Origin of the sequence: Methanosarcina barkeri str. Wiesmoor (assembly GCF_000969985.1) — an archaeon.
In the GTDB taxonomy this organism is placed as follows: Archaea; Halobacteriota; Methanosarcinia; order Methanosarcinales; family Methanosarcinaceae; genus Methanosarcina; species Methanosarcina barkeri_B.
On record NZ_CP009526.1, the window covers coordinates 4,256,721 to 4,281,082 of the forward strand.

Below are 24,362 nucleotides of genomic sequence, written 5' to 3' on the forward strand. Positions count from 1 at the left end.
AACCGTTTTCAAAGTTGCAGTCACTTTGCCACTTTTATATATTTCCATTTTGATTTTGTACTACTTCCTGCTTCATTTGTTGCTATGAGTTTAACCGTGTAAGTTCCTGCTGCTGAATATGTGTGTGTTGGACTCTTTTCTGTTGAATATTTTCCATCTCCGAAATCCCATTTCCATGAGGTTGGTGATCCTTTGCTCGTCTCTGTGAATGTTACCTTTAGCGGAGCTTTTCCTGATAATGGCCAGCCCCAGAAATCTGCAGTCGGAGCTTGCGAAGTTCCTGTCACGGTTATATACTTTGATTTTGTTGCTGTGTTGATGCCTACCGCATTGGTTACTGTGAGGGTTACTGTGTATTTTCCTGCTTTGGAATATTTATGAGTCGGATTCTGAAGGAATGACTTTGATCCATCTCCAAAATCCCATTTCCATTTCGTTGGTGTTCCTGTACTTTTGTCAGTAAATTTAACGTTTAATGGATATTTTCCGGATGTTGGATATGCAGAGAATGCAGAAACTGGTTTTGCTACCACTTTTATATATTCTGTTTTTGTTACCGCGCTACGTCCTGCTGCATTCTTTACTGTTAAGCTAACAGTATATATTCCTGCCTTTGAATACTTATGAACCGGATTCTGAAGGAATGACTTTGATCCGTCTCCGAAATTCCAGAACCAGGAAGCAGGTATTCCTGTGCTTGTGTCAGTAAATTTAACGTTTAATGGTGTTTTTCCTGAGGTAGGATATGCAGAGAATGCAGCAACTGGTTTTGCTACCACTTTTATATATCCGGTTTTTGTTACCGTGTTACGGCCTACCGCATTCTTTACCGTTAAGCTAACATTATAAATCCCTGCCTTTGAATACTTATGAACCGGATTCTGAAGGAATGACTTTGATCCGTCTCCAAAATTCCAGAACCAGGAAGTAGGTGTTCCGGTACTTTTGTCAGTAAACTGCACTTTCATTGGGGCTTTTCCTGAGGTTGGAGATGCAGAGAAGGAAGCAATTGGCAGGTTTGAACTGGTGAGAGTACCCATGTAGACATTGGGTTTTTCATTTTTCCAATCCGACCACACTATCTTATCACCATAGAAAGTAAATCCTTGCCTTTGCCTAATTGATGTATTGTTAGTCTGAGTTTCCTCTTGAGTTGAGATATTATACATGTAAATACTTCCACTATCTCGGGTATCCAGCCAAATTATCCTGTCCTCGGAGATTCTAGGACTATAATAATGTGCTGATCCATGTGTTGATCCGCTGTTGGTAATTTGAGTTTCCTTCTTAGTGGAAAGATCATACATGTAGATCTCAGAGTATTGATATCCATCATCTCTCTGGCGCCAATCTGCCCACACTATTATATCTCCGTAGATATCAGGATTGAATGCTGAATCGTTGTTGGTAATCTGAGTTTCCTTGTGAGTGGAGAGGTCGTACATTATGAGATTACTCGGGCGTCCATCAATATCAGGTACCCACACTACTATGTTACCGAAAAAAACAGGATAGGGTGCTGACATATTATCGATATGAGTTTCCTGAGTGGAGATATCATAAATGTAATAACCATGTGGGCCACCCCACATTATCGTGTTACCGGATATATACGGTCCGAAGCTATACCCTAAGTAGTCATAAGGGACTGGTCTATTGTTTATCCGAGTCTCCTTGTGAGTGGAGAGATCGTACATGTATACATCATATTCTTCCTCGGTATCATTCTGGTTCCCATTACGCCATTCCTTCCATACTATCCTGTCACCATATATAGAAGGACAACATGCTGATCCACCGGTAGTAATTTGAGTTTCCTTCTGAGTGGAGATATTGTACATGTAAATATTGAAAGGTCCATCATCCCGGTTCCCATTACGCCAGTCCTTCCATACTATCCTGTCACCATATATAGAAGGAGACGTTGCTGATCCACTGGTGGTTATCGGAGTTTCATTGATAGTGAGCGAAGCAGTTTGCTCAGTAACCGCCGATGCTGCAGATGAAACCAGAATTAAAAATAAAATCAGAACTGCTGATGCTAAGACCACTGAATACGATTTTTTGTTAATTTTCACTTATCCTACTCCTTAATCTTTAATTTATTTTTCATATAAAAAATGTTAATAATTTAGAGATATATACATTTTTAAACTTTATTATTTAAATCAAAAATTTAAGAAAATGTATAATTTGAGAAAATTTGTTTTGAGAAGAAGAATAAGTTTACAGTAAATCCATACATAAATAGCAAAATTTTTCGGTATAAAAAAAGGTAAAAGAAAAACTTTTGAGAATTTCAAATGAGCTTTAAAAGAGTCAAGAAATTAGATAGGGGCTGCTACTGAAAATCACAAAATTAAAATTTCTCTAAAAAATGACAAAAAAGACGGATGAGCTCATTTTTAAATATCAAATCAACAACTTACAGACACTTTCAGGTAAGAAGACACTTTCAGATAAGAAATAAGAAACAATGAAAAAATGAATAAAAAGAGTGAGCAAAAGAAATGAGAACAGTTTCCTGTTCACCTTCTTCTAGACATATTATTTGTGGGCAAAGTAAGCCACAATTTCGTCTTCGCTTACGGCATCAATCCTGCAGAAACCGAAGCGCTCGAACTGCACGATTTTGTCAAGTTCGGCTGCAATCCCCTGCTCACCGATACCGTTAAGATCACCTTCAGGACCGCGTACTTTCACGTTTATTCCGTCAAGCGGGGCCCAGTGGATGATTTTTGCCTTTGCTTTTTTAAGGGCTTCAAGAGAAACATCTGAGAGCTTTGCCTGAAGTGGGGAAAGGGAAGTAATCTCTATATTGCAGAAATCTTTTAAGCGGATAATAGAGCCAACTTCCAGCTTTTCGACATCCTCCGTGCAGACAAGTACTTTATTTCCTACAGCAATTTCCCTGAATCCTCTTTTATGGTCAGTAGGGTGAAGAGGAAGCTTAGCAACTGTCGGCTCAGCATCTGTAATTTCCAGTTCTACAGGATTCCAGACAAAGAAATAGCGATTTGCAATAGGGTCCACGATTTTGCGGTTTTCGGCGTAGAGAGACTCCATGCTTATGCTTACGTCAGTCATTCCGACTCCCATCTCTATCATGAACTTCTTGAGAGCTTCAGCCTGGATTCCACGACGCCGGATTGCCCGGATTGTTGGAAGCCTCGGGTCATCCCAGCCGCTGTATTCCCCTGCTTCAATAGCTTTTCTCAGGGTACTCGTGCTGAACTTTCCAAATTCGTGGATCTTGACCCTGCCCCAGTTAGTTGTTCTCGGGTATTTCCAGCCGAAGTATTTGTAGATATAACCCTGCCGCTTTTCGCTGTCTATAAGATCTTTGCCCCGGATGATATGAGTCATTCCCAGTTCGTGGTCTTCGATAGCCCCTGCAAAATCAAGAAGCGGCCAGACAACGTACTTGTTCCCAATTTCAGGGCGGGGATGCGACATCTTTCTTATCCTGAATGCTCCCCAGTCCCTCAATGCAGGGTCCTTGTGCTTTATATCGGTCTTGATCCTCAGCACTGCCTGCTGGTCTTCATATTCTCCGGCAAGCATCTTCTCCCAGTGCATAAGGTTTTCTTCGGGGCTGGTATCTCTGTGCGGGCAGGACTGCTTTGCATCCTTAAACCGCTTGAAATCTCCTCCTTTACAGAAGCAGACATAAGCCTTTCCCATCTCGATAAGTTTTCTTGCATAATCGTAATACATAGGGAAATGGTCAGAAGCATAGACAACCTGGTCAGGCACAACCCCGAGCCATTTGAAGTCATCAAGATACCAGTCATAAGCTTGAAGCAGAGGTCGTTTTATATCAGGATCGGTATCATCGAAACGCAGGACAAATTTTCCTCCGTACATTTTCACATATTCGGAATTAACTACCATGCCTCTTGCACTGCCAAGGGTTGCAGGCCCGTTTGGATTCGGGGCAAAACGCATTACAACCTTGCCATTTTCTGCCCCTTCTAGAGGTTTTAAACCCTTATCTGGTTCTTTTTTTACACTAAGAGCTTCAATAAGCTCAGGGGCAATTTCCGAAAGCTTTGTCTCCCAGGTTTCAGGATTTCCCTTTGCAATCTCGGGAATAATAACTTTAAGAGCTTCAGATACGGCATTTGGATCGGATCTGAGTTGAGGGCACTCCCCCATTACTTTTCCCATTACAGCTTTAGGTTGGGGGGCTTTCCCATATTTTACAGCATTTTGATAGGCGTATTTTTCAATTGTCTTAAGATCTTCAGGACTTAAGGTCATAGAAGCTTCTCCAAAAATAATCTGGATTGAATGATTTAAAGTGATTGAATGATTAAGAACAAGCCTTTTCAAAAAGGCTTGAGCGAAAATGTTATTGTCGACGTGATCAACCGATACAGCGGTTGATTGAGAAAAACATGTAAATAGGGTTATAAAAAGTCACCGAAGCGAAGGAATTCCTTGCAAAAACTGAAAAAAAGCTTTCTGAAAAGCTTCTCTTGCATGCAGGAGCCTTTACTTGGGAATGGAAGCTTCGATTTCCTGGATACGGGATATTTTCTCGTTGATTTTCTTAAACTCGGACTCAAATTCTTCCAGGAATTTCGGAACCGCATCTCCAGGTACGGCACCCTGAGCCGAGGGCTTGATAAGGTTAGCTTGTTCAAGGACTCTGAGAGAGTAGCGCACTTTATGGTTCTGCATTCCGGTGACTTCTGAAAGTTTCAGAATCCCGATGGGAGCTTCTTCAATCACTTTCTTAAGCACCAGAAGATGGCGTTCGGTAAGTTCAAGTTCATTTCCGATAGGCTCAAGCAGCATCAGACAACCTCGTTTCTAAGTGTTCCGATTCCCTGGATCTCAACTTCCACAATGTCTCCACGCTGAAGTTCTCCAACGCCAGGAGGGGTTCCTGTGGCAATGACATCTCCTACTTCCAGGGTCATGATCTCGGTGATAAATTCAATAAGATAAGGAATGTCAAAAAGAAGGTTTGAAGTGCTGGAAGCCTGCCTGGTATCTCCATTTACCCTGCAGGCAATCTTTGCATTCGTAATATCAACTTCATCGGGAGAAGCAAGATAAGGCCCGAAAGCTGCAAAGGTATCAAAACTCTTTGCTCTTGTCCATTGACCATCTTTTTGCTGGAGGTCCCGGGCGGTCACATCATTAAAGCAGGTATAACCTGCAATTACATCTATGGCCTTTGAAGTTGAGATGTTCTTACAGCGTTTGCCTATAACGACTGCGAGTTCAGCTTCATGTTCTACTCTGGAGCTCGATGCCGGATAAATGATCTTGTCCCCATGCCCTATAATGGCTGAAGGAGGCTTTAAAAAGAGTACAGGGTTTTCCGGGACTTTCATGTTCAGCTCTTCAGCATGATCCCGATAGTTAAGGCCGACACATACAATTTTCGAGGGAGACGCCGGCGGAAGGACGCGAAGCTCTGAAAGGTCAAAAATCCCGGCAGGAGTCCCTCCTTTTGGATACACGCGCCCATTTTCGATATCTCCATAAAAAATTTCATCTCCTGATCTGAACCTTCCTATCATGTCTCGGTCTTCTCCTGCTTTTTGGGATGTTTTCGCTTGCTTTCCTTCATTTTTTTAAAGGATATATTCAAACTTAAATTTTAACTCTTCGCCCACTGGCATCCCTTGCATATTTCCCCAGTTCGGAATCCAGGAGCTGCACACCTGAAAACACAGGTCCGTCCCTGCAAACCCTGAGCCCAGACTTGTCTATACAGCATGCCCCACAGACTCCTATACCGCATTTGAAATAACGTTGAAGGCTGAACTCAGACTTTTCAAGAACCTGTCTGTCTTTAAGGAGTCTGAAAACCGAAGATATCATTATTTCCGGCCCGCAGACTGCAATTCTGTCATAAACCGAAAGGTCGAGGTCAGTGAGCACATCAGTCACAAAACCCTTTGTTCCCTTTGAGCCGTCATCCGTAGAAATGTAGACCTTCCCTGCTTCTGCAAATCGCTTCTCAAAAAGTAGGTCGCCTGCACTTCGCGCTCCAAGCACCGTATGAACTTCCGAGCCTGCACTCCGCGCTGCCTCGGCATAAGGAGCAAGGGGAGCAGCTCCAACCCCGCCTGCAATAATCAGAGTTTTTTCTCCCTCTGAAGGCAGGGAAAAGCCCTTTCCAAAAGGACCTCTGAGCCCGAAAGAATCCCCTTCTTTCAACTCAAAAAGTTTTGAAGTTGCCTCTCCCACTTTCTGGACAGTTATGGAATTCTTGCTCGAGAGGCCCATGGGCACTTCGTCCACACCTCTGACCCAGACCATTACAAACTGGCCGGGCTCCATAGTCTCAAACTGGAAATCAAAGAAGAAAGTCCTGACCAAAGGAGATTCTTCATTTATCTGTACTATTGTAGCATTAAGAGGAAGCATCAGACCATCTCATGGGCAAGCCCTATTAATTCTTTTACATCCGAATAGCCTTTCCTCTGTAGAAAAGCTTCGATACCTGCACTGATCTCGGAGAATACATCAAGCCTGTCATAAACAGCCGATCCGACCTGGACAGCCGCAGCCCCTGCCATCATCATTTCTACCGCGTCCTGCCAGGAAGATACTCCCCCTACTCCTATTACAGGGATCTCCAGGGCAGTATAAAGGTCATAAACACATTTGACAGCTACAGGTTTGACAGCTTTTCCTGAAAGCCCACCTGAACGGTTCCCCAGGACCGGATATCCTGACTCGATATCTATAGCCATCCCTTTTAAGGTATTAATTGCAACAACCGCGTCTGCTCCCCCTGCTTCTGCTGCATTTCCTATGCACGTAATATCAGAAACATTAGGGGTAAGCTTAACCCACACAGGCACACTCACTATATTTTTTACTGCGGCTGTAATTGCTTCCACAAGGCAGGGGTTAGAGCCAACTGCTGCTCCGTACCCTTCTGCATGAGGACAGCTCACATTTAGCTCAAAAGCATCGGGTTTCGCAGGGAGCAGACCCTCGGCAACTTCTTTAAATTCAGCAGGACTTCCGCCGAAGATGCTTGCGATTACTGGGACTCCGGAGTCCTTTTTTGCAATTTCGAGTTCCTGGAAAAAGCTGGGATAGGAAGGATTCGGGAGTCCCATAGCATTCAAAAATCCATATTCAAGTTTGACCATGCTCGGGTTGGAATGTCCGGTTTTAGGCATGGGGCCTATGGATTTGGTCACAACTGCCCCTGCTCCTCCTTCATGTGCAACCCTGCAAAGCGATGCTCCGGTTGTGCCGAGTATCCCGGCTGCAAGAATGGTTGGGTTCTTCAGTTTAAGTCCGGTAAGAGTGTACATAGCTGGCTCCTTTCTGCCCCATTAGAATATCATTTGCATTGTCATTCGTGTTATCATTTGCATTATTATTTGTGTTATCATTTAGTGATTATTCGTGTAAATCATTTGAGTCGCACGAATCTCTCGAAAGCTGCATGAGCGCCTCATCAGCAAGTTTCTTTCCGCCCATATGTACAAGACTGCTCCCTAGTTCCCTGGCTTTTTCAATACCTCCTGCCATAGGGATAAATTCATTTATACCAACAGTTTCCTCACCGTCAAGGGAAAGGACCTCAGCCCGCACATGGAGTTTTTTCCGGTCAGGCATAATTTCGGCATAAGAACCTATAGGCGTGGTGCAGCCTCCTCCAAGTTCGGAAATCAGGATTCGCTCAATTTCGGTTGCAATCCTGCTGTCAGTATGGTCGAGTCTGGAAACCGCAGCTTCAGCCTCAGTTTCTGCTCTTGTGACAACTGCAATCGTACCCTGATTGGGAGAGGGACAGAAGAAATCAGGAGAAAGAATTTCTCCTTCAAGTTCCCAGCCCATGCGTTCAAGCCCCGCTTTAGCGAGCAGGATCCCGTCATATTTTCCTTCCTTCAGCTTCCTCAGCCTTGTATCAATATTGCCCCTTAAATCCTGTGTAACAAGGTCAGGCCTGTAGCGTTTGATCTGGGCAGCTCTCCGAAGTGAACTGGTGCCTATAATGGATTGTTCGGACAGCTCGTCCAGGGGGGTCCCGTCATAAGTCAACAGTAGATCAAATGGGGTGTCCCGCTTCAGAACGGCTACGGTTGGAAGTGTTGGTGGGCGAATCGTTGGCATATCCTTCATGGAATGGACAGCGATATCTATTTTTCCTTCAAGCATAACTTCGTCCAGTTCCCTGACAAAAGCCCCAACTCCGCTTGATACTGCGTGTAAAGGCCGGTCAGTAAACCGGTCTCCGCTGGTTTTTATAATTTTCAAGCTGGTTTCAACGCCCTTTGCTTTCAAAAGGCGTGCAACAGTCTCGGCCTGGGCAAGTGCAAGCTGGCTGCCCCGCGTACCTATAATCATATAGAATCCTCGTTTTCAAAGATGTAAATCCGTTTAAAATAAATCCGCTTAAAGATTTTCGGTGTATGCTTTAAGGGTTTTTTCGATGTCCTCTTCACTATGGGCTGCGGAGACAAAGTTGGTTTCAAACTGCGAGGGAGGGAGGAAAATTCCGCTTGCAAGCATCCTGTGGAAGAAAGCAAGGTAACCCTCCTTATCGCACTTCAGGGCTTCCTGATAGTTGTGAGGTTCGGCTCCAAAGAAAATCTTGAACATTGAAGCAATTCCGCATACACTGTAATCAATCCCTTCGTCCTCAACAATTTCTGTAAGTACAGCCCGTATGTAATCGCCTTTCGAATTAACTTTTTCGTGGATCTTTTCCTGTTCCAGATAGTCAAGCACTGCAATTCCCGCCGCTATGGAACACGGGCTTCCGCTGAAAGTTCCTGCCTGGTAAACCGGGCCGGATGGTGAGATCATTTCCATGATTTCACGCTTTCCTCCAAAAACTCCTATAGGCAGTCCCCCACCCACGATCTTTCCAAGGGTGGTCATATCAGGCACGATCCCGAAGTATTCCTGTGCTCCTCCCATTGCGAGCCTGAATCCGGTGATAACCTCATCGAATATAAGAAGCACGTCGTTTTCCAGGGTAAGCTTTCTGAGTTCTTCCAAGTATCCGGGCAGGGGAGTTATCGGACCTATGTTTCCAAGCACTGGCTCTATGATAACTGCAGCCAGCTCATCTCTGTTTTTCTCCACAAGCCCTGTCATTGCTTCGATATCGTTATACGGAGCTTGCAAAGTGTATTTTGTGAAATCTGCAGGTATTCCCAGAGAATCGGGTTCTCCGAGAGTTGTAGCTCCTGAACCTGCTTTTACCAGCACCGCATCATGAGCTCCATGAAATCCGCCTTCAATTTTAATGAATTTGTTTCTGCCCGTAAAGCCGCGGGCAAGTCGAAGGGCACTCATCGTGGATTCAGTTCCCGTAGACACGAAGCGGAGCATATCGATACTGGGATAATACCCTGCAATTTTCTCGGCAAGGTTTACTTCAAGCTCGGTAGGGGTCCCGTAGAGCCAGCCTTTGTCGAGCTGGGCTTTAATAGCTTCTTTTATCACAGGGTGATTGTGCCCGAGGAGAGCAGGGCCATAAGCCAGGCAGTAATCGATGTATTCGTTCCCGTCAAGATCCTTTATTTTTGAACCATTAGCTGATGCCGTATAGAACGGATAGGGTTTTATTGCGCGTACAGGGCTGCTTACCCCACCTGGAATAAGGGTCTTTGCTTTCTCATACATTTGTCTGGATTTCTCAAGTGTTGCCTCAGATGTCATGGAAATCTCACCGGATTGGACTGAAAATCTGTAACAGTTATTCCTAAATTGAAGTTAAGTTCTGGATTCTAAGTTAAGTTCTGGATTCTAAGTTAAGTTCTGGATTCTAAGTTAAGTTCTGGATTCTAAGTTAAGTTCTGGATTCTAAGTTAAGTTCTGGATTCTAAGTTAAGTTCTGGATTCTAAGTTAAGATCTGGATTGAACTTAAATTGCACATAGAACTGAATTTATACTGAACCGAATTCTGTTTCATACTGAACCGAATTCTGTTTTATACTGAACTGAATTATGTTGAACTAAATTAATATTATATGGATTTTATATATTAATCTGCACTTTAAAGTTAAAGTGTTTTACACCTTACTGTATTACTTTTCTATCTTATAACAGAGACTCCCTCTATTAATCAGTTATTGATAAACTTGATAGGTGTGTAAACGTGATCAGCAATAGTTTTGAAGACAGGAAAGGTGGAAAGAGGGAAAAACGGAACAAATCTGAAAAGAAGGAGCACCTGAAAAAGAGGTGCTTACTTCAACATGCGGGCAGCATCTTTTGCAAAGTAAGTAATGATAATATCGGCTCCTGCCCTTTTGATAGAGATGAGGGATTCGTAAATTGCTTTCTTTTCGTCAAGCCAGCCGTTAGCTGCGGCGGCTTTGATCATGGAATATTCTCCGCTTACGTTGTATGCAGCAGTTGGCATCCCATAATCCGTCTTGACCCTGTAGATAATATCAAGGTAAGGAAGAGCTGGCTTTACAATAATTATATCTGCGCCTTCAGCCACATCAAGAGTTACTTCCCTGATAGCCTCGTCGCTGTTTGCGGGATCCATTTGATAGGTAGAACGGTCTCCGAAGGAATATCCTGACTCAGCGGCTTCTCTGAAAGGCCCATAGAAACACGAATGATATTTTGCGGCATAGGACATGATCGGAATATTCTCAAATCCGTTCATATCAAGCGCTTGTCTGATGGCTTCTACCATTCCATCCATCATACACGACGGAGCTACCATATCAGCTCCTGCCTTTGCATGGCTCACTGCAATCTTTCCGATGACCTCAATGGTGGGGTCATTCAGGATTTCTTTCGTTTCGAAATCAACAATTCCGCAGTGTCCATGGCTTGTGTATTCACACATGCAGACGTCCGTGATCACCACAAGTTCGTCTCCAAGCTCGGCCTTAATTCTCCTGACAGCCTCCTGGACAACATCGGTTTCCCCATATGCAGAACTGCCTTCTGCGTCTTTGAATGCAGGCACTCCGAAAATGATCACTGCCGGAATCCCGAGTTCTGCAATCTCTTTTGCCTCATTTACAACCTCAGAGAGAGGAATATTGTATATTCCGGGCATGGAAGGAATTTCAACAGCAGAATCAATAGTCTCATTCACAAAAATGGGCTGGACCAGGTCGTCTACGGATAAGGTAGTTTCACGCACAAGGTTCCTGATCTTTCCTTTTCTCAATCGTCTTAACCTGACATCTGGAAACATTTGATCACTTCTCTGCGAATTATCTGTAAATTATCTGTAAATTATCTGTAAATTATCTGTAAATTATCTGTAAATTATCTGTGAATTATCTGTAAATTATCTGTGAATTATCTGCGAATTATCTGTGAATTATCTGTAAATTATCTGTGAATTATCTGTGAATTATCTGTAAATTATCTGTGAATTATCTGCGAATTATCTGTGAATTATCTGTGAATTATCTGCGAATTTTTGTAGCTTCTGATTCTTTTTTATTAGTTACCTTTTTCAGAAACCCTATCTGTCGCACTCTCGCAATCGGGTTTCATTTTTTCCACTTTTATTCCGCAGTCGGATTTTATTTTTTCTGCCTTTACCTTGTCTTTTTCGAGGCAGAAGATCCTTGCAGCTACATCAAGGAACTCGTCGTTTCCGAGCTCTGCGGCCTGGCGGAGAACTTTGGTAGGCTCGGCAAGAATTTTGTTTGCGATAGAATGAGTAAGGTCATCAAGCACATCGGTTTCGATTTTCCCTATAGTATGGTAAGCACAGAGCCTGTTAACGGCTTTTTCCCTCTCCCTTATTCTCACATCGTATATTTGCTTGTAAAGATCGGAAATAATTTTATCGGCTCTCTGGCGTTTGTACTGGAGGTTTAAAAGCTTGATCTCTTCCTGAATTATAGCTTCGGCTTTTTTAGCTTCTTCTTTCCTCATTTTAAGCGTTTTCTCACTGATCACTCTGAGATTGTCAATATTGCACAGTTTCACATTATCGAGTTCAGCAACTGATTCCTCGATATCCCTGGGATTTGCTATATCAATTAAGAGGAGTTTACGGGTTTTATCTCGTTCTTCTATGGCTTTTTCAACTATTTCCCGGGTTAAAATGTAATGAGGAGCACCTGTACCACTAATTACAACATCAGCGTTTTTAAGTTGAGTCTGGACATCATTAAGCTTGACTGCGTACCCTCCAAGTTCATAGGCAAGTTCTTCGGCTTTTTTGAAGGTACGATTAGCAATGTAGATTGCCTCGATATCCTTTGCAGCTAGGGCCTTTGCTACAAGGACTCCTATCTCCCCTGCTCCTATCACGAGCACGGATTTTCCTGCGAGTCCATCCAGAATTTCCTCTGCAAGATCCACAGCTGCAGAACCTATGGACACCGAACCTTTATTGATCCGGGTTTCGTTGCGGATACGTTTTCCTACCTGAATAGCTTTATCAAAGGCAGTGTCAAGGATTTTTCCGGTCGTTCCTGCTTTTTTAGAATAAGCGTAGAGTTCTTTTATCTGCCCTAAAATCTGGTCTTCCCCAACAATCATAGATTCAAGCCCGCCGGCAAGCCTGAGCAGGTGTTCAAGAGATTCATCATGCCCATAGAAGTCAATAATATGGGTGGAAGCTCCCATTTCCTTTGCAAAAGAGAAAAGTATACTGCTACTGGGGGAAACAACATAAATTTCGACACGGTTGCAGGTTTTTAAGACAACGCATTCATGAATATATTCATGATTATACAAGTTATGGAGCAGACCGTCCAGATCTCCGTGCCAGGCGGACTCCATTTCCTCAATTTTTGCTTTCTTATGGGATATAACCATACTTGAGATTTCTGTCACAGAGAGCCTCCGGATAGAATGAATACAGGAATAGAGTAATAATATAAGGAGCTGTAAATTAAACTTTGTCCGCAACTCCTAAGCCTTTTTTCACAAACGAATTTTATTTACAGATTATTTTTATTTAAAGCTTCCATTTGCAGAATATTTTGATTCAGGTCGTCTTGAGATTCATATAGCATTGAAATTTTGAGAGTACTGAGATTTTGAAGATACTGAGACTTTAAGATTACTGAGATTTTGAGATTACTGAGATTTTGAGATTACTGAGATTTTGAGATTACTGAGATTTTGAGATTACTGAGATTTTGAGATTACTGAGATTTTGAGATTACTGAGATTTTGAGATTACTGAGATTTTGAGATTACTTAATTAAGGTGTACTTTGAAGGTTCTTAACGTTTATAGTTTCCGTCCAGCCTCTTTGATTCCTTTCACTTTTATCTGTTGGAATTTACCAGGTAACTTGAAATTATCGCGTACGCCCTTTCAGCTGCTTTTTCATAAGACTCGGAAAAACCGTTCCAAACAGTCTCGCTTTCCAGGACTTTCCACAGGATTTCTTTTCTTTCTCTTTGTTCTGCTACATGCTGCTTGAGGTAACTCCTGAGCTCATCCTGAAGCCGGATCATATCGGAATATTCGGGAGTAACCAGGCCTTCGATCTGCTTGCGGGTATATTTTGAGACTGCAGGACTGTGCCCAAGAGTGGAAATCCCGATTACGAGGTCTCCTCTTTTTATTACTGATGGGATTACAACACTACCTAAAGTGTCTACCTGATTAATCAAAATATCGTTCTCCCGTGCGATAGCAGTGATTTTCTGGTTAAGTTCAAAATTGCTTGTTGCGGGGATGACAAGAAAAGCTCCTGAAATTAGTCCCCTGAGCTCAGAATCCGAAGCTGTAAGTAAGTCGAGCTGAACAAGCCGCACCTGACCTGAAGTTCCGAGCTCCTGCAGGGCCTGGGAGAATTCAAGGCTGGCAACGAGGGTATCTGCACAGCCGGAAAAGAGTTTAGCTTTGCGTTCTCCAACTGAGCCTCCCCCAAAGATAACGATTTTCCTGCCAGACAGATCTAGCATAAGCGGAAGAAAATTGTTTGTTTTAGTCATAGCCAGGAACCTCGCAATAAAAATCTTAATATCGATATTTATCTTGATATCGGAACTTATCTTAATATCGGAACTTTACAGTCTGACCCCAGTTTTTTTGAATTCTCTTTCACTGAAAAAGAGGGTATAATCCCTAATTCCAGTAGCTTCCGAGATCCTGACAGCTACTTTTTCACAGTCCTCTGGAGTGTAAGAGTGAACCATAGTGAACAGATTATACGGCCAGTCAGGATAGCGAGGGCGTTCATAGCAGTGTGTTACTTCGGGAAATTCAGCCATGATATTCCCTACCGTTTCGATCTGCTCATCAGGAACATTCCAGACACACATTGCATTGGCTGTTATGCCTATGGCTCTGTGCCCGATTGAAGCCGCAAAGCGACGGATTTTCCCGGCTTTCTGGAGGTTTTTAAGCCTGTCAACAACCTCCTGTTCACTGATTCCAAGTTCAGAAGCAAATCCTTTAAAAGGAGAATGTGTGATTGGAATTCCGTCCTGCACGAGTTTTAGCAGTTTTACATCCGTTTTATCCATTTATTTCACCTGATATCAAATTTTACCTGAATCTTAAACAGGTGCTTTGTAGGAAGATCAAGAAGAGGACAGCCTGTTTTCTCTCGGATTTCGCTGAGAATCCTCTCAAGCCTATTTTTATTTGGGGCAGAAAGTGTAAACCAGAGATTATATTGTGAAGCACTTCTGAGATAATTATGGGAAACCTCGGGATACTCGTTAATAAAAATAGCAACTTCTTCTATGCGGGACTCAGGCACTTTCAGAGCTACAAGAGTACTTACGCCCCCCATATTTCTCATGCTGAGGACAGGACCTACCCTTCTTACCGCCCCTTTCCTGTTAAGTTCTCGCAGCCTTTCAATTACTTCGGTTTCGGAAAGCCCTAGAATCTCACCTAACTTTGCAAAAGGTTCAACTTCGAGGGGGACTTCCTGCTGGATAAGGTTGAGGATTTTCTTGTCGGTCTCATCTAGTTCTATTACCGGAACTTCCCTGTCATTAGTATCCATATCACAGGAAAAATCGGCAGCCTCTTTCTTGAGCTGATCTTTTAAATTATCAATGTCAATCATCCCGATCACGATCACTTTTTTCCGGGCCTGTATATGCAGTAAGGCTCTTCTTCGAGATAGTCGCCTGTAGCAGCATAGGCTCTTGCCCTGCAGCCTGCACAGACTTTTTTGTATTCACATATCCCGCACTTTCCTTTAAGCTCTTCGGGGTCTCTCAGTTTCCTGAAGACCTCGGCGTTTTCCCAGATCTCCCTGAAAGGCTGTTCCCTTATGTTTCCGGCAAGAACTGGAAGGTAGCCGCAAGGGAAGACTTTACCCACACTTGATACAAAACAGAAGCCTGTACCTCCGAGGCAGCCTTTTGTCATTGCTTCATAGCCGTGGGTTTTAACCGATATCTCAATTCCTTCTTTTTTTGCTTGCTGGCGCATTATCCTGAAATAGTGGGGAGCACAGGTTGCTTTCAACTGGATTTTTGATTCTTTTTGCATTTCATAAAACCAGTGTAGAATGCGCTCGTAGTCTGCAGGGGAAACCTCATCGGATTCGTCTCCCCTGCCTGTGGGCACAAGGAAAAAGACATGATATGCAACTGCACCAAGCTCTTTTGCAAGCTCAAAAGTCTTAGTGATTTCCTCAAGGTTGCGTTTTGAGACCGTGGTATTGATCTGAAAAGGAAAATCGGCTTTCCTGAGGACTTCAATGCCTGCAAGTGTTCTTTCAAAAGCCCCGGGCATGCCTCTGAAATTGTCGTGTGTCTCTGCGTTTGCTCCATCAATACTAACGCTGAGCCTTTGCACTCCAGCAGCTCTTAATTTCTCAACAATTTCAGGCGTAAGAAGAGTCCCGTTTGTTGCAAGTACGACTCGAAGCCCAGCATCAGTACCGTAACGTGCGATTTCAAAAACGTCAGGCCTGGTCAGAGGCTCGCCTCCGCTCAGTATAAGAATGGGTTTTCCAATACTTGCAACTTCGTCAATGAAGTGTTTAGCCTCATCAGTTGTAAGTTCACCTGCCGGAACCGATGAAGTGGAAGCTCCCCTACAGTGTACGCAGTTCAGGTTGCATCCTGCAGTCAGTTCCCATGCGATAAGCCTTGGTGCATTTGTCATGGCGATCATAAATTAGCTGTTTTTATTAATAGCATTCAAAGTTTAATGAGATTTATAAGTTAACGATAATTAGAATGTTAAACTTCTAGCTTGAAGACCGAATATAGTAGTCCAGATTATTTTACCGGAAAATTCTCAGATTACCTGGATTTTCTCAGATTACCTGGATTTTCTCAGATTACCTGGATTTTCTCAGATTACCTGGATTTTCTCAGATTACCTGGATTTTCTCAGATTAAGATTTGAAATATTGGATTTAAAACTTGAAAAGTCATATTAATAAAGTAATATTAATATTCTGCCATTTCAAAAGAAAAATTGCAAAAAGAACAATATCTAATGTTTAGAGTATTTACTCCATTCAGACCCATTGACAATTCGTTTCCAAGTCTAATCCTGTTGAACGAAATAATGAACACAAATACAATTACTGGAAAACGTATACTTAATAGCTTGCAAGTTTATCAATTAATGAAAAAAGCAATCAGTTTAAGTTCCAAAAAAATGGACTAAAATCTCTTACTTTTTTTTCCCGTGAACTGGACATTTATCCCTGGTCTCTGGGGAGCAGAACACATATTCTCCGGTTTGGACGAAATACCTGAAATGTTCTATACAGATCTTTGGCTCTTCTTTTTGATCTGTAAATTCCACGAATTTTTTAAATATTTGTGCCGTTTTTGGATTAAGGATATGCTCAATCTTACAGGCATCTTCTTCTGCTATTGTTTTATCAACTCCAAGATGCATGAGAAATTCTTTGAGCATGCCATATGTCTCTTTAGTCTTATGCGCGATTTCTGTTCCTTTTTCTGTAAGGGTTACCCCTCCGTATTTCTCATAATTTATGTAACCTTCCTTATCGAGTTTTTTGAACATGCCTGTTACAGTCGATGGGCCGAGTTCCAGCTCTTTAGCTACATCTTTAACTTTGGCATATCCTTTCTCTTCAACAATTGAAGCGATAATCTTCAGGTAATCTTCATCTCTTTCCGTTGTCATAAAACTCAAACCTTTTTTTGCGTACCGAATATTATTCGATTTTTATATTTAATTATGCAGAAAAGGCATATAAGGATACTGTATGGAATGGATGATATCTATATAAACAATAGTTTTAAGTACCTTCCTCAAATTCAAGGGAAAATTTTCTAACCAGAAAAATATGAAACAATTTTATCATACAGTTATGATGTTGAATATGTCTTTTGAGTATGTTTTTTAGACTTAGTTAAATTCTTATGTTTTCAGTGAATATATGGAATTTACGTTTTACTCATGCAATTTGAAGGGGATACATTTTTAATGTTATTAAAAATTAAAAGTTAAACAAAGGGAAATTAGTTGAACAAAAGGAGAATTAGTTAAACGAAGTTAGTTAAACAAAGGGAAATTAGTTGAACAAAAGGAGAATTAGTTAAACGAAGAGAAATTAGTTAAACAAAGGGGAACTAGTTGAACAGGGAATTGAAACTTGAATAAAAAAGAATGTTCTATTGAAATTTTTCCTGTACATGACCTTACATCTGAAATATTTCTAAAGTATTCTCCGGCAATAGCCAGATAAGTGCTTTTAAAAGGAGTAAATCCTGTTTTTCAGCAATACTTTTGTAAACACGTTTTTATCTTCAGATATGACTGCTTATTCTGTGTTACTCTTCTCCTATTTCTTTTCTGAATTCGATGTAATCTCTCTCGACTTCTTCCAGTTCATATTCCATATTATATCACTGTCCTTAAACACAAATTTAGAGACGTTTATTCCTGAAGAGACAATTTAGGAGATACAGCAGTGTAGAAGTTCTAATGGAGGAAGATACAGGGTGGATTTCTTCCGGGAGTGTTCAAGTGTAGGAGGCATCACTGTCCTGTTCTTCCTTTCCATTGATTCTGAAGAGTTCAAAAGCTTATGTTTGAAACCTGTTGCCCTAAAATTCTAAACTGCGGAGTAAATTTTTTAGTTTTTGATCCTATATGGTGATTCACTTATTGGTCTATTTGCCAGCATTTGTTCAGGAGGAACTTTAGCTATTGAACTCTACAGTTTTCATTTATCGTTTTCTCTTTTTTCTCTGTTTACCCACTCTCCTTTTTTGAGTTAATATATAAGCTGCACGTTGAAATAGAGCTTTTTTGAAATATCCTTATATCTGCATTTTGCAAGACTCGGTACGGAAAGAATGGAACGAAATCGTTGCCTTAAGCATTTCAACGTGCCCAATTTTTTCACTATTTAGTAAACCTTCCAGCGTTTATTTAAGCTGTTGAATACTCTATTCCGAGATTTCGGGCTTCATAGGTACCGTTTAGAAATTTTCTAATGTTTCAGTGACACAAATTTACTGTAAATCAAAATTAAATTTTTGAGTAAGGGTTGTGGTCTGTTCTTCATATATGGAGTCTGTTTAGATTTTTTTGATTTTACAGAAAAATTGGCACACTGCTCGGGGTATTTATTTCACAGCTTATCTTTTAACCGCTTTCTAAGTTACATTTTACTAACTTAATATTTAGGCAATATTTGACAGATAACTTTTTTTAAGAAGCATACAAGAAGTTGAGTTAATTTCTCTGTGTTTCAATAATTTTCATTTTCACCTCCATTTCACCAATAGATAGATATATCGTTCAGCTTGAACTTGCCAGGTTCTTCAATACCTCTGTAATGATGTTTTTTGGTTACGATCAATACAGTTTCCAAAAAATATCCATACAAAGAAGCCATCTATGAGAATTTTATATTAGCAATATGGATTTTTGGCCCGTTTCCCAGCGTGTTGAATTCTATATCTATTTTTGGTTTTTCACATTACAATAATATATTTTGTCTTACTAATTTTTGCTACATATGTGAAATTAACTGGATAATATATATAATTTTCGGATATACGAAAATTATACTTAACTATAAATTATTATTGTTAAAATCAACTTTATTTGTATTAACGAAATAACTTTAAACATTCTACCAGAACTTCAATATATTCTATTAACTATAGGACGGACTTACGCGCTTGAAGTACAAAATCAAGTTTAAACGTTGCAATTTAGTTAGTTTTTTCATACAGTTAATGGTTTAATGCCATTGATTTCTTAGTTCAACCGCGTAAGCCTTAAACTATAACAATGAATCTCAGTGAAGGATTTATAGGACTTCTTGGAAAGGAAAAAGACGTTCATAAATTCTTGGACAACTAACTTAATGATTTACATTTGTTTAATGGACTACATAATTTATTTTTTAGGGAAATCTTCTGGACAGAGAAGACAATATAAACCAAGTTTATATGTAAAATTTCTTAAAAAGAGTGTAACTTTATACTGTTGACTATAAGTTTAGGCAACGTTAGAAGTAAAAATAAAAAACCTATAGACGCATTTCCCGTACCTTTGAGACACAGATGGCAAAATTACTACAAAATCAAAAGTAACTTTTTTTTAATGTATTAAATTCTATCTTTTTTCTTTTAATACCTAACTAAACTCATGATCAATGGAGAAAATGATGTCAGTAATTTTACAACACTGTATCCCCCCTTTACATTTACTGACCAATAAATTCGAAAGTCTGTTGTGCTAACAATCTTTCTCCAAAAAATAGTTTGGGAAGCTTTTTCCCAAACGCAAATCTTCAGATGTAACAAAAAATCCTGCTGCAGTATCAATAAATATCCCATTTGTTTAAGCTTCTCCACCGCCATAGGATTTTAAGAGTCAGACTCTGTTTCATTGCCATCAGCAAATGCACTTTCATACAGTCCTACCTGAGGTACGTGATCTGATACACAGTTGATGGTCATAGTGCTGGTACAGTTTTTCACGGTAGAATTGTAAGCATAACCAGCGATACTTCCGACTTCGTTTCCACCCTATTGAAAAAGCACTTGATCCTGAACAGCATCAGATTTCATAAGGCTTAGACAGGAATCTGAAACTTACGCCAGGGCCGCAGCTACAGCAGCCGTGGAGCGGTCTGAGTTCATCCGGATACAGGAAGAGCTCGATGAACTGAAAAAATTAGAACAAAATATTCCGGAATTGGTTCAGGTTCTCATGCGTAGTCCGGAAGCTATGGAAATTATGAAGAACTTGAAGACGAAACAATGATTTTTCTTTTTAACTTCCTTTTTGTGGATACGAAGGAATTTCTACTTCGTTTTTTGTGGAAACGAAGGAATTTAAAAAATTATGGAAGATAATTAAAAATACACTTTTTGCTTCATGTTAAGCAAATTTTTATATCGTTAGCTGTTAATTATATTTTAGAAAGCTTTATCAAAATAGGAGGTCGTTTCTATTACTGAAATTGTAGACTTAAATAAGTATCAATTTGCTAAAATCCTAGGTGAATTATATAGAATTCAAAAAAGAATCGATCCAAAAATGTGCCGATGTTCTGATTCTAGAATTTATGGGCTTATTAATGGTATTGAAGAAGCGATTAATGAGGAAGTATTCACAAGTCCTTTTTCTGAAACTCAAAGAATAATTACTAAAGATGAGCTGAAATTTGTATATGATGTCCTCGATGAATACAAGGGTGAAAATCTCAATTCGTTTAAAGGGTATTATACGATAGAAAGAAAACTTGAGGAATATGGAATTGACAGAGAGAAGGCTATTAAGATTTTTACGTACCTGAAGCTCGATTCTAGGTACTATGAATTGATAGAAAAAATGAATTCTATAGATTCCCCCGTCGAATTAAAAGACTTGGATCCTTTTGAATACGAGATTTAATGAAATCTATTTTTCGAAACTGTATCGATTGCCTTTCCTTTTTAGGCAATTCATTTTCATATTATCAGGGGTTCCTCAGAAACCCCTGCTGTGGAGCTCTTAAATCTTACTACTTTTTTTAACGTTCATTCATCACTTAATGGTGATTAATGGGGATAGGTGGTATTATGGCAAACAGTTTTGTGACCAAAATCACGGATAAGCAGTTTCGAATCGTAATCCCAATTGATATCCGAGAATTAGAGGGTATAGAAATTGATGAATTGCCTAAAAAATGGTACTTCTGGGCAACTCATAGTAGGTTAACTCCAATAACTGAAGCTGCAAATACAGTAAAAAAACATTGGGGCGGAATACTGAATTATTTACAACCTGTTGGCTCAAAGTTTTAAAGTATATCTTCAGTTATTGTTTTGTAATTATTCAGGTACGTAAAATAAGTCAAATAACATCGATTTTGGTCATAGGGATTTGTTTAATAAGGAATTCATAGCAAAATTAAAAATAGCATCAGTTGGTCTCAGTTTACAAAACCCACTGAAATATATTGTAAATGCCAAACACTCTAAATTACAGCTTTTAATGTCAATTTATGGTGCCTGAATAGTTACCCCGTTTTTTATTTCCGGTTTTGATTTTACTTACTTTTTGATTCTATTCGCTTTTTACTCCTGTTCTTTTTCTGGTCTGCTTGTGCGCAACTTTAAGGATAGAAAGAGTGCATCCAGGCCTTGAATCTCCGGTTTTTTACCATCAATTTTTTTCCAGAGTTATCCTGTCTGTTTGTTACATACCCTTTTTCCTTTTTCGGTCAGCCTGTAAATCGTACCCGTTGAAACAGTAGAGTTTTCTAAAAACCCACAATATCCACAGTTTTTACAGGAACCGGAACAGGACGAGGATAGGACGGAACTGTTGTCCATGACTTTTTCAACATGCCCCATTTTTTCCATTATTTCGAGTAAGCCTTTAAGCTGCTGCATACTTATTTTCAAATGTCTTGATATTTCATTGAAAGACAACGTATTGCCTTTCTTTTCTACTTCTGCGATCTGTTTTAACACATACATGTATCCGAGTACCATAGAGTATTATCCTCCGTATTTTGTAATTTCGTCTTATCTTCTTATCCTGTAATTTTCTCTTAATCCTGCAATCTGAACTCTTTTTTCCAGCCTGCGTATACTACAACAGAAAGCAGGCCAAGGTACAGGGCAGGCTTGAAATCGACAAGAGGCGTCCACTGCTCAAATCCTTCTGCAAACAGTACCCAGGCATTACTAAGGTCGGCAGCAAAGGTCAGGAAATATATAATTCCAAAGAGTATGGAAAGTACGATTCCTACATATGCATAGGCTCTTCCTTCAAAGGAACCTTTTGAAAACTCAAGAGTTCCGTATAAGTAAACTGCACCCACTAGTGCAAGTACAAGCCCGCCTGCAAGCTCAGGAGGGAGCAAATTTACAGATAAAAAATCATCAGGCAAAAGTTTAGCTCCCTTCAGGGCCTGTAAGAGTCCCAATATCATGTACATTACCCCCCAAAGAAGGGTAAAATAGGTAAGATTTTTGTTTTTGTTTTCCATTCAATTCCCTCGTTATGCAAGCACAATAGTCCCTATGTTTACTGTTACAAAAGCCATAATCCACGCTACAGTTGTAGAATAAGCCACTGAAAAAAGCATCCACTTCCAGGAACCTGATTCTTTTTTTATTACTGCAACTGTTCCTATGCAGGGTACGTAAAGTAAGGTAAACACCATAAGCCCCAGTGCAACAGCAGGTGTAAATATCGGATCTGCTATCAGAGCAGAAGATAACATCCCGTCATCTGCTCCTGTTCCATAAAGTGTTCCAAGAGACCCAAGGACGACTTCTTTAGCAAGAAATCCGAATATAAGTGAAACTGCTATTTTCCAGTCAAAGCCGAGTGGAGATACTAGAGGTTCAAGGAGTCTACCAAGACTTCCAACATAACTTTCTGCACTTCCATACTCAACTCCCTGAGGGAAATATGCAAATAACCAGATAATCACTACTCCCCCAACGATTACAGTACCTACTCTTTTGAGATATAGGGAACCCTGGTTCCACATATACTTGAAGGAGTTGCCAATAGAAGGTTTGTGATAGGGAGGAAGTTCCATAATAAATGGAGACGGCTTTCCCTTGAAAATCACAGTTCTAAAAAGCTTGGCAGATACTATTGCTATAATGATACCAAGCACATATATTCCAAAGATAACTGATCCGGCCTGCCTTCCAAAAAATGTCCCTGCCAATAACACATACACAGGCATTCTGGCTCCACAGGATATGAAAGGTGTAACCAGCATAGTAATAAGACGATCTTTCTCATCCTCGAGAGTGCGGGTTGCCATCACGGCTGGAACAGAACACCCAAATGCCATAAGCATCGGGATAAAGGATTTTCCCTGGATTCCCATCGAATACATCAATCTGTCCATAATGAAAGCAGCTCTTGCAAGATATCCGCTGTCTTCCAGAAGGGATAAGAGGAAAAACAGAATGAAAATATTGGGTACAAAAAGCAGAACTGCTCCGACCCCTGATATTATTCCATTTCCAAGGAGTGATGAGAGCCAGGGGGAGCCAATGCTTTCTGAAACTACTTCGGCAAGTATGCCGAAAAACTTGTCAATGAGTTCCATGAAAGGAGTGGCAAAATTAAAGGTTAATTCGAACATTCCCCACATCAGAGAGAGAAATATAGGAATCCCAAGATATTTGTTGGTAAGTACTCTGTCAACCATATCCGAAGGGGATATCTCATCTACATGGGAACTGGATACCTGAGATATCAGTTTACTTATGAATTCATAACGCTTATCGGCCATTTCGGCTTCATATTCTTCAGTATCAAGTTCGGAAAGAAACTTTTCAACTTCAAGATGTATACTTGACGAGGATAGCTTTGAGCGGACATTTTCATCTCCTTCAAGAAGTTTTATACTTAACCATCTGGAAGGATACTTACTCGTCAAGTCATTATCTTTATTCAAAATTTTTTCAATTTTGTGAATCTTCTCTTCAATTTTTTTCCCATAATCTATCGCATGAGGGTGAGGGGTTTCAGAACTGGATTTTGAAATGACTGCATCAAGAAGAGAGTTAATGCCTAAATCATGGTTTGCAGTTGTCCTGACTACAGGAACACCTAGCAATTTTTCAAATTTTGAGATATCTATCTTGTCTCCTCTATTTTCTGCAAGATCAGTCATATTAAGGGCAAGGATAATGTTCTTATCCATTTCCAGCAATTGAGTGCTCAGATAGAGGTTACGCTCAAGATTTGTAGAGTCAAGGATCTGTACTACAATATCAGGTTTTTCTTCAAGTATGTAATTCCTGGCAACAACTTCATCTGCAGAATAGGCTGTGAGACTGTAAGTCCCCGGAAGATCTACTATTTCAAGAACACAATCTCCGTATTCCTTTATACCTATTTTTTTCTCAACTGTTACCCCTGGCCAGTTTCCAACCTTTTGTCTGGCTCCGGTGATAGCATTGAAAACTGTTGTCTTACCAACATTGGGGTTTCCGGTAAGTGCAACCCTTATCTTTTTTTCAATCAAGTTCTA

General features: G+C 40.5%; 20 protein-coding genes and 2 pseudogenes. 3 read left to right on the forward strand and 19 right to left on the reverse strand.

The features are described from left to right. Nucleotides 1-20: 20 nt before the first annotated feature. The 16 genes and pseudogenes from MSBRW_RS20565 to MSBRW_RS24395 all read right to left on the reverse strand — a co-directional run. Nucleotides 21-2,078 (reverse strand): PKD domain-containing protein, encoded by a 2,058-nt coding sequence (locus tag MSBRW_RS20565; RefSeq protein ID WP_011306474.1) that lies wholly within the window; start codon nucleotides 2,076-2,078, stop codon nucleotides 21-23. Between the two features lie 469 nt (nucleotides 2,079-2,547). Beyond that, nucleotides 2,548-4,263 carry a glutamate--tRNA ligase gene (locus tag MSBRW_RS17445; protein WP_011306473.1) on the reverse strand — a complete coding sequence of 572 codons (1,716 nt, stop codon included), beginning with the start codon at nucleotides 4,261-4,263 and terminating at the stop codon, nucleotides 2,548-2,550. 234 nt (nucleotides 4,264-4,497) lie between these two features. After that, on the reverse strand, nucleotides 4,498-4,803 hold the full coding sequence (locus MSBRW_RS17450; protein WP_011306472.1) for a hypothetical protein: 306 nt from the start codon (nucleotides 4,801-4,803) through the stop codon (nucleotides 4,498-4,500). After that, nucleotides 4,803-5,537 (reverse strand): fumarylacetoacetate hydrolase family protein, encoded by a 735-nt coding sequence (locus MSBRW_RS17455; protein ID WP_011306471.1) that lies wholly within the window; start codon nucleotides 5,535-5,537, stop codon nucleotides 4,803-4,805. Before MSBRW_RS17455 ends, MSBRW_RS17450 begins: the two co-directional genes overlap by 1 nt. A 73-nt stretch (nucleotides 5,538-5,610) precedes the next feature. Continuing rightward, the gene (locus tag MSBRW_RS17460) at nucleotides 5,611-6,390 is read right to left on the reverse strand and encodes a dihydroorotate dehydrogenase electron transfer subunit (RefSeq protein WP_011306470.1); all 780 of its coding nucleotides are present in this window, start codon (nucleotides 6,388-6,390) and stop codon (nucleotides 5,611-5,613) included. After that, nucleotides 6,390-7,295: a dihydroorotate dehydrogenase gene (locus MSBRW_RS17465; RefSeq protein WP_011306469.1), complete on the reverse strand. Its 906-nt coding sequence runs from the start codon at nucleotides 7,293-7,295 to the stop codon at nucleotides 6,390-6,392. Before MSBRW_RS17465 ends, MSBRW_RS17460 begins: the two co-directional genes overlap by 1 nt. An 88-nt stretch (nucleotides 7,296-7,383) precedes the next feature. Continuing rightward, a complete protein-coding gene (gene hemC / locus MSBRW_RS17470) occupies nucleotides 7,384-8,334 on the reverse strand; it encodes a hydroxymethylbilane synthase (protein WP_011306468.1) in 951 nt (316 codons plus the stop codon). A gap of 48 nt (nucleotides 8,335-8,382) precedes the next feature. Next, the gene (gene hemL, locus MSBRW_RS17475) at nucleotides 8,383-9,657 is read right to left on the reverse strand and encodes a glutamate-1-semialdehyde 2,1-aminomutase (RefSeq protein ID WP_011306467.1); all 1,275 of its coding nucleotides are present in this window, start codon (nucleotides 9,655-9,657) and stop codon (nucleotides 8,383-8,385) included. A gap of 530 nt (nucleotides 9,658-10,187) precedes the next feature. Continuing rightward, a complete protein-coding gene (gene hemB / locus MSBRW_RS17480) occupies nucleotides 10,188-11,162 on the reverse strand; it encodes a porphobilinogen synthase (RefSeq protein ID WP_011306466.1) in 975 nt (324 codons plus the stop codon). Between the two features lie 254 nt (nucleotides 11,163-11,416). After that, on the reverse strand, nucleotides 11,417-12,766 hold the full coding sequence (hemA, locus tag MSBRW_RS17485) for a glutamyl-tRNA reductase (protein ID WP_011306465.1): 1,350 nt from the start codon (nucleotides 12,764-12,766) through the stop codon (nucleotides 11,417-11,419). 440 nt (nucleotides 12,767-13,206) lie between these two features. Beyond that, nucleotides 13,207-13,881 carry a precorrin-2 dehydrogenase/sirohydrochlorin ferrochelatase family protein gene (locus MSBRW_RS17490; RefSeq protein WP_011306464.1) on the reverse strand — a complete coding sequence of 225 codons (675 nt, stop codon included), beginning with the start codon at nucleotides 13,879-13,881 and terminating at the stop codon, nucleotides 13,207-13,209. 75 nt (nucleotides 13,882-13,956) lie between these two features. Continuing rightward, a complete protein-coding gene (gene ahbB, locus MSBRW_RS17495) occupies nucleotides 13,957-14,415 on the reverse strand; it encodes a siroheme decarboxylase subunit beta (protein WP_011306463.1) in 459 nt (152 codons plus the stop codon). Nucleotides 14,416-14,420: 5 nt separating this feature from the next. After that, nucleotides 14,421-14,969, reverse strand: coding sequence for a siroheme decarboxylase subunit alpha (gene ahbA, locus MSBRW_RS17500; protein WP_011306462.1), 549 nt, complete (start codon nucleotides 14,967-14,969; stop codon nucleotides 14,421-14,423). Between the two features lie 11 nt (nucleotides 14,970-14,980). Further along, on the reverse strand, nucleotides 14,981-16,030 hold the full coding sequence (ahbD, locus tag MSBRW_RS17505; protein ID WP_011306461.1) for a heme b synthase: 1,050 nt from the start codon (nucleotides 16,028-16,030) through the stop codon (nucleotides 14,981-14,983). Nucleotides 16,031-16,540: 510 nt separating this feature from the next. Next, complete coding sequence (locus MSBRW_RS17510) at nucleotides 16,541-17,023, reverse strand: metal-dependent transcriptional regulator (RefSeq protein ID WP_011306460.1); 483 nt, start codon at nucleotides 17,021-17,023, stop codon at nucleotides 16,541-16,543. Nucleotides 17,024-19,728: 2,705 nt separating this feature from the next. Further along, a pseudogene (locus MSBRW_RS24395) lies at nucleotides 19,729-19,878 on the reverse strand (GLUG motif-containing protein); the annotation flags it as partial. A gap of 106 nt (nucleotides 19,879-19,984) precedes the next feature. Between MSBRW_RS24395 and MSBRW_RS22720 the strand changes: the two are divergent. The 3 genes and pseudogenes from MSBRW_RS22720 to MSBRW_RS22725 all read left to right on the forward strand — a co-directional run. Further along, nucleotides 19,985-20,128 (forward strand): hypothetical protein, encoded by a 144-nt coding sequence (locus MSBRW_RS22720; protein WP_155398360.1) that lies wholly within the window; start codon nucleotides 19,985-19,987, stop codon nucleotides 20,126-20,128. A 276-nt stretch (nucleotides 20,129-20,404) separates the two neighbouring features. Then, complete coding sequence (locus MSBRW_RS17520) at nucleotides 20,405-20,761, forward strand: hypothetical protein (RefSeq protein WP_011306459.1); 357 nt, start codon at nucleotides 20,405-20,407, stop codon at nucleotides 20,759-20,761. A 266-nt stretch (nucleotides 20,762-21,027) separates the two neighbouring features. Continuing rightward, nucleotides 21,028-21,126: pseudogene (locus MSBRW_RS22725) on the forward strand (transposase); the annotation flags it as partial. Nucleotides 21,127-21,531: 405 nt separating this feature from the next. Here the strand turns inward: MSBRW_RS22725 and MSBRW_RS17530 are convergent. The 3 genes from MSBRW_RS17530 to feoB are packed head-to-tail and all read right to left on the reverse strand — an operon-like array spanning nucleotide 21,532 to nucleotide 24,356. Beyond that, a complete protein-coding gene (locus tag MSBRW_RS17530) occupies nucleotides 21,532-21,846 on the reverse strand; it encodes a FeoC-like transcriptional regulator (protein ID WP_011306457.1) in 315 nt (104 codons plus the stop codon). Between the two features lie 59 nt (nucleotides 21,847-21,905). Beyond that, nucleotides 21,906-22,346, reverse strand: coding sequence for a hypothetical protein (locus MSBRW_RS17535; protein WP_011306456.1), 441 nt, complete (start codon nucleotides 22,344-22,346; stop codon nucleotides 21,906-21,908). Between the two features lie 12 nt (nucleotides 22,347-22,358). After that, on the reverse strand, nucleotides 22,359-24,356 hold the full coding sequence (gene feoB, locus MSBRW_RS17540; protein ID WP_011306455.1) for a ferrous iron transport protein B: 1,998 nt from the start codon (nucleotides 24,354-24,356) through the stop codon (nucleotides 22,359-22,361). Nucleotides 24,357-24,362: the final 6 nt, after the last annotated feature.

Bases quoted from the DNA above. Each gene is read 5' to 3' on its own strand.
- MSBRW_RS17445 (WP_011306473.1), bottom strand. From the start codon at position 4,263: ATGACCTTAAGTCCTGAAGATCTTAAGACAATTGAAAAATACGCCTAT.
- MSBRW_RS17450 (WP_011306472.1), bottom strand. From the start codon at position 4,803: ATGCTGCTTGAGCCTATCGGAAATGAACTTGAACTTACCGAACGCCAT.
- MSBRW_RS17455 (WP_011306471.1), bottom strand. From the start codon at position 5,537: ATGATAGGAAGGTTCAGATCAGGAGATGAAATTTTTTATGGAGATATC.
- MSBRW_RS17460 (WP_011306470.1), bottom strand. From the start codon at position 6,390: ATGCTTCCTCTTAATGCTACAATAGTACAGATAAATGAAGAATCTCCT.
- MSBRW_RS17465 (WP_011306469.1), bottom strand. From the start codon at position 7,295: ATGTACACTCTTACCGGACTTAAACTGAAGAACCCAACCATTCTTGCA.
- hemC (WP_011306468.1), bottom strand. From the start codon at position 8,334: ATGATTATAGGTACGCGGGGCAGCCAGCTTGCACTTGCCCAGGCCGAG.
- hemL (WP_011306467.1), bottom strand. From the start codon at position 9,657: ATGACATCTGAGGCAACACTTGAGAAATCCAGACAAATGTATGAGAAA.
- hemB (WP_011306466.1), bottom strand. From the start codon at position 11,162: ATGTTTCCAGATGTCAGGTTAAGACGATTGAGAAAAGGAAAGATCAGG.
- MSBRW_RS17490 (WP_011306464.1), bottom strand. From the start codon at position 13,881: ATGACTAAAACAAACAATTTTCTTCCGCTTATGCTAGATCTGTCTGGC.
- ahbB (WP_011306463.1), bottom strand. From the start codon at position 14,415: ATGGATAAAACGGATGTAAAACTGCTAAAACTCGTGCAGGACGGAATT.
- ahbA (WP_011306462.1), bottom strand. From the start codon at position 14,969: ATGATTGACATTGATAATTTAAAAGATCAGCTCAAGAAAGAGGCTGCC.
- ahbD (WP_011306461.1), bottom strand. From the start codon at position 16,030: ATGATCGCCATGACAAATGCACCAAGGCTTATCGCATGGGAACTGACT.
- MSBRW_RS17510 (WP_011306460.1), bottom strand. From the start codon at position 17,023: ATGACAACGGAAAGAGATGAAGATTACCTGAAGATTATCGCTTCAATT.
- MSBRW_RS17520 (WP_011306459.1), top strand. From the start codon at position 20,405: ATGTGCCGATGTTCTGATTCTAGAATTTATGGGCTTATTAATGGTATT.
- MSBRW_RS17530 (WP_011306457.1), bottom strand. From the start codon at position 21,846: ATGGTACTCGGATACATGTATGTGTTAAAACAGATCGCAGAAGTAGAA.
- MSBRW_RS17535 (WP_011306456.1), bottom strand. From the start codon at position 22,346: ATGGAAAACAAAAACAAAAATCTTACCTATTTTACCCTTCTTTGGGGG.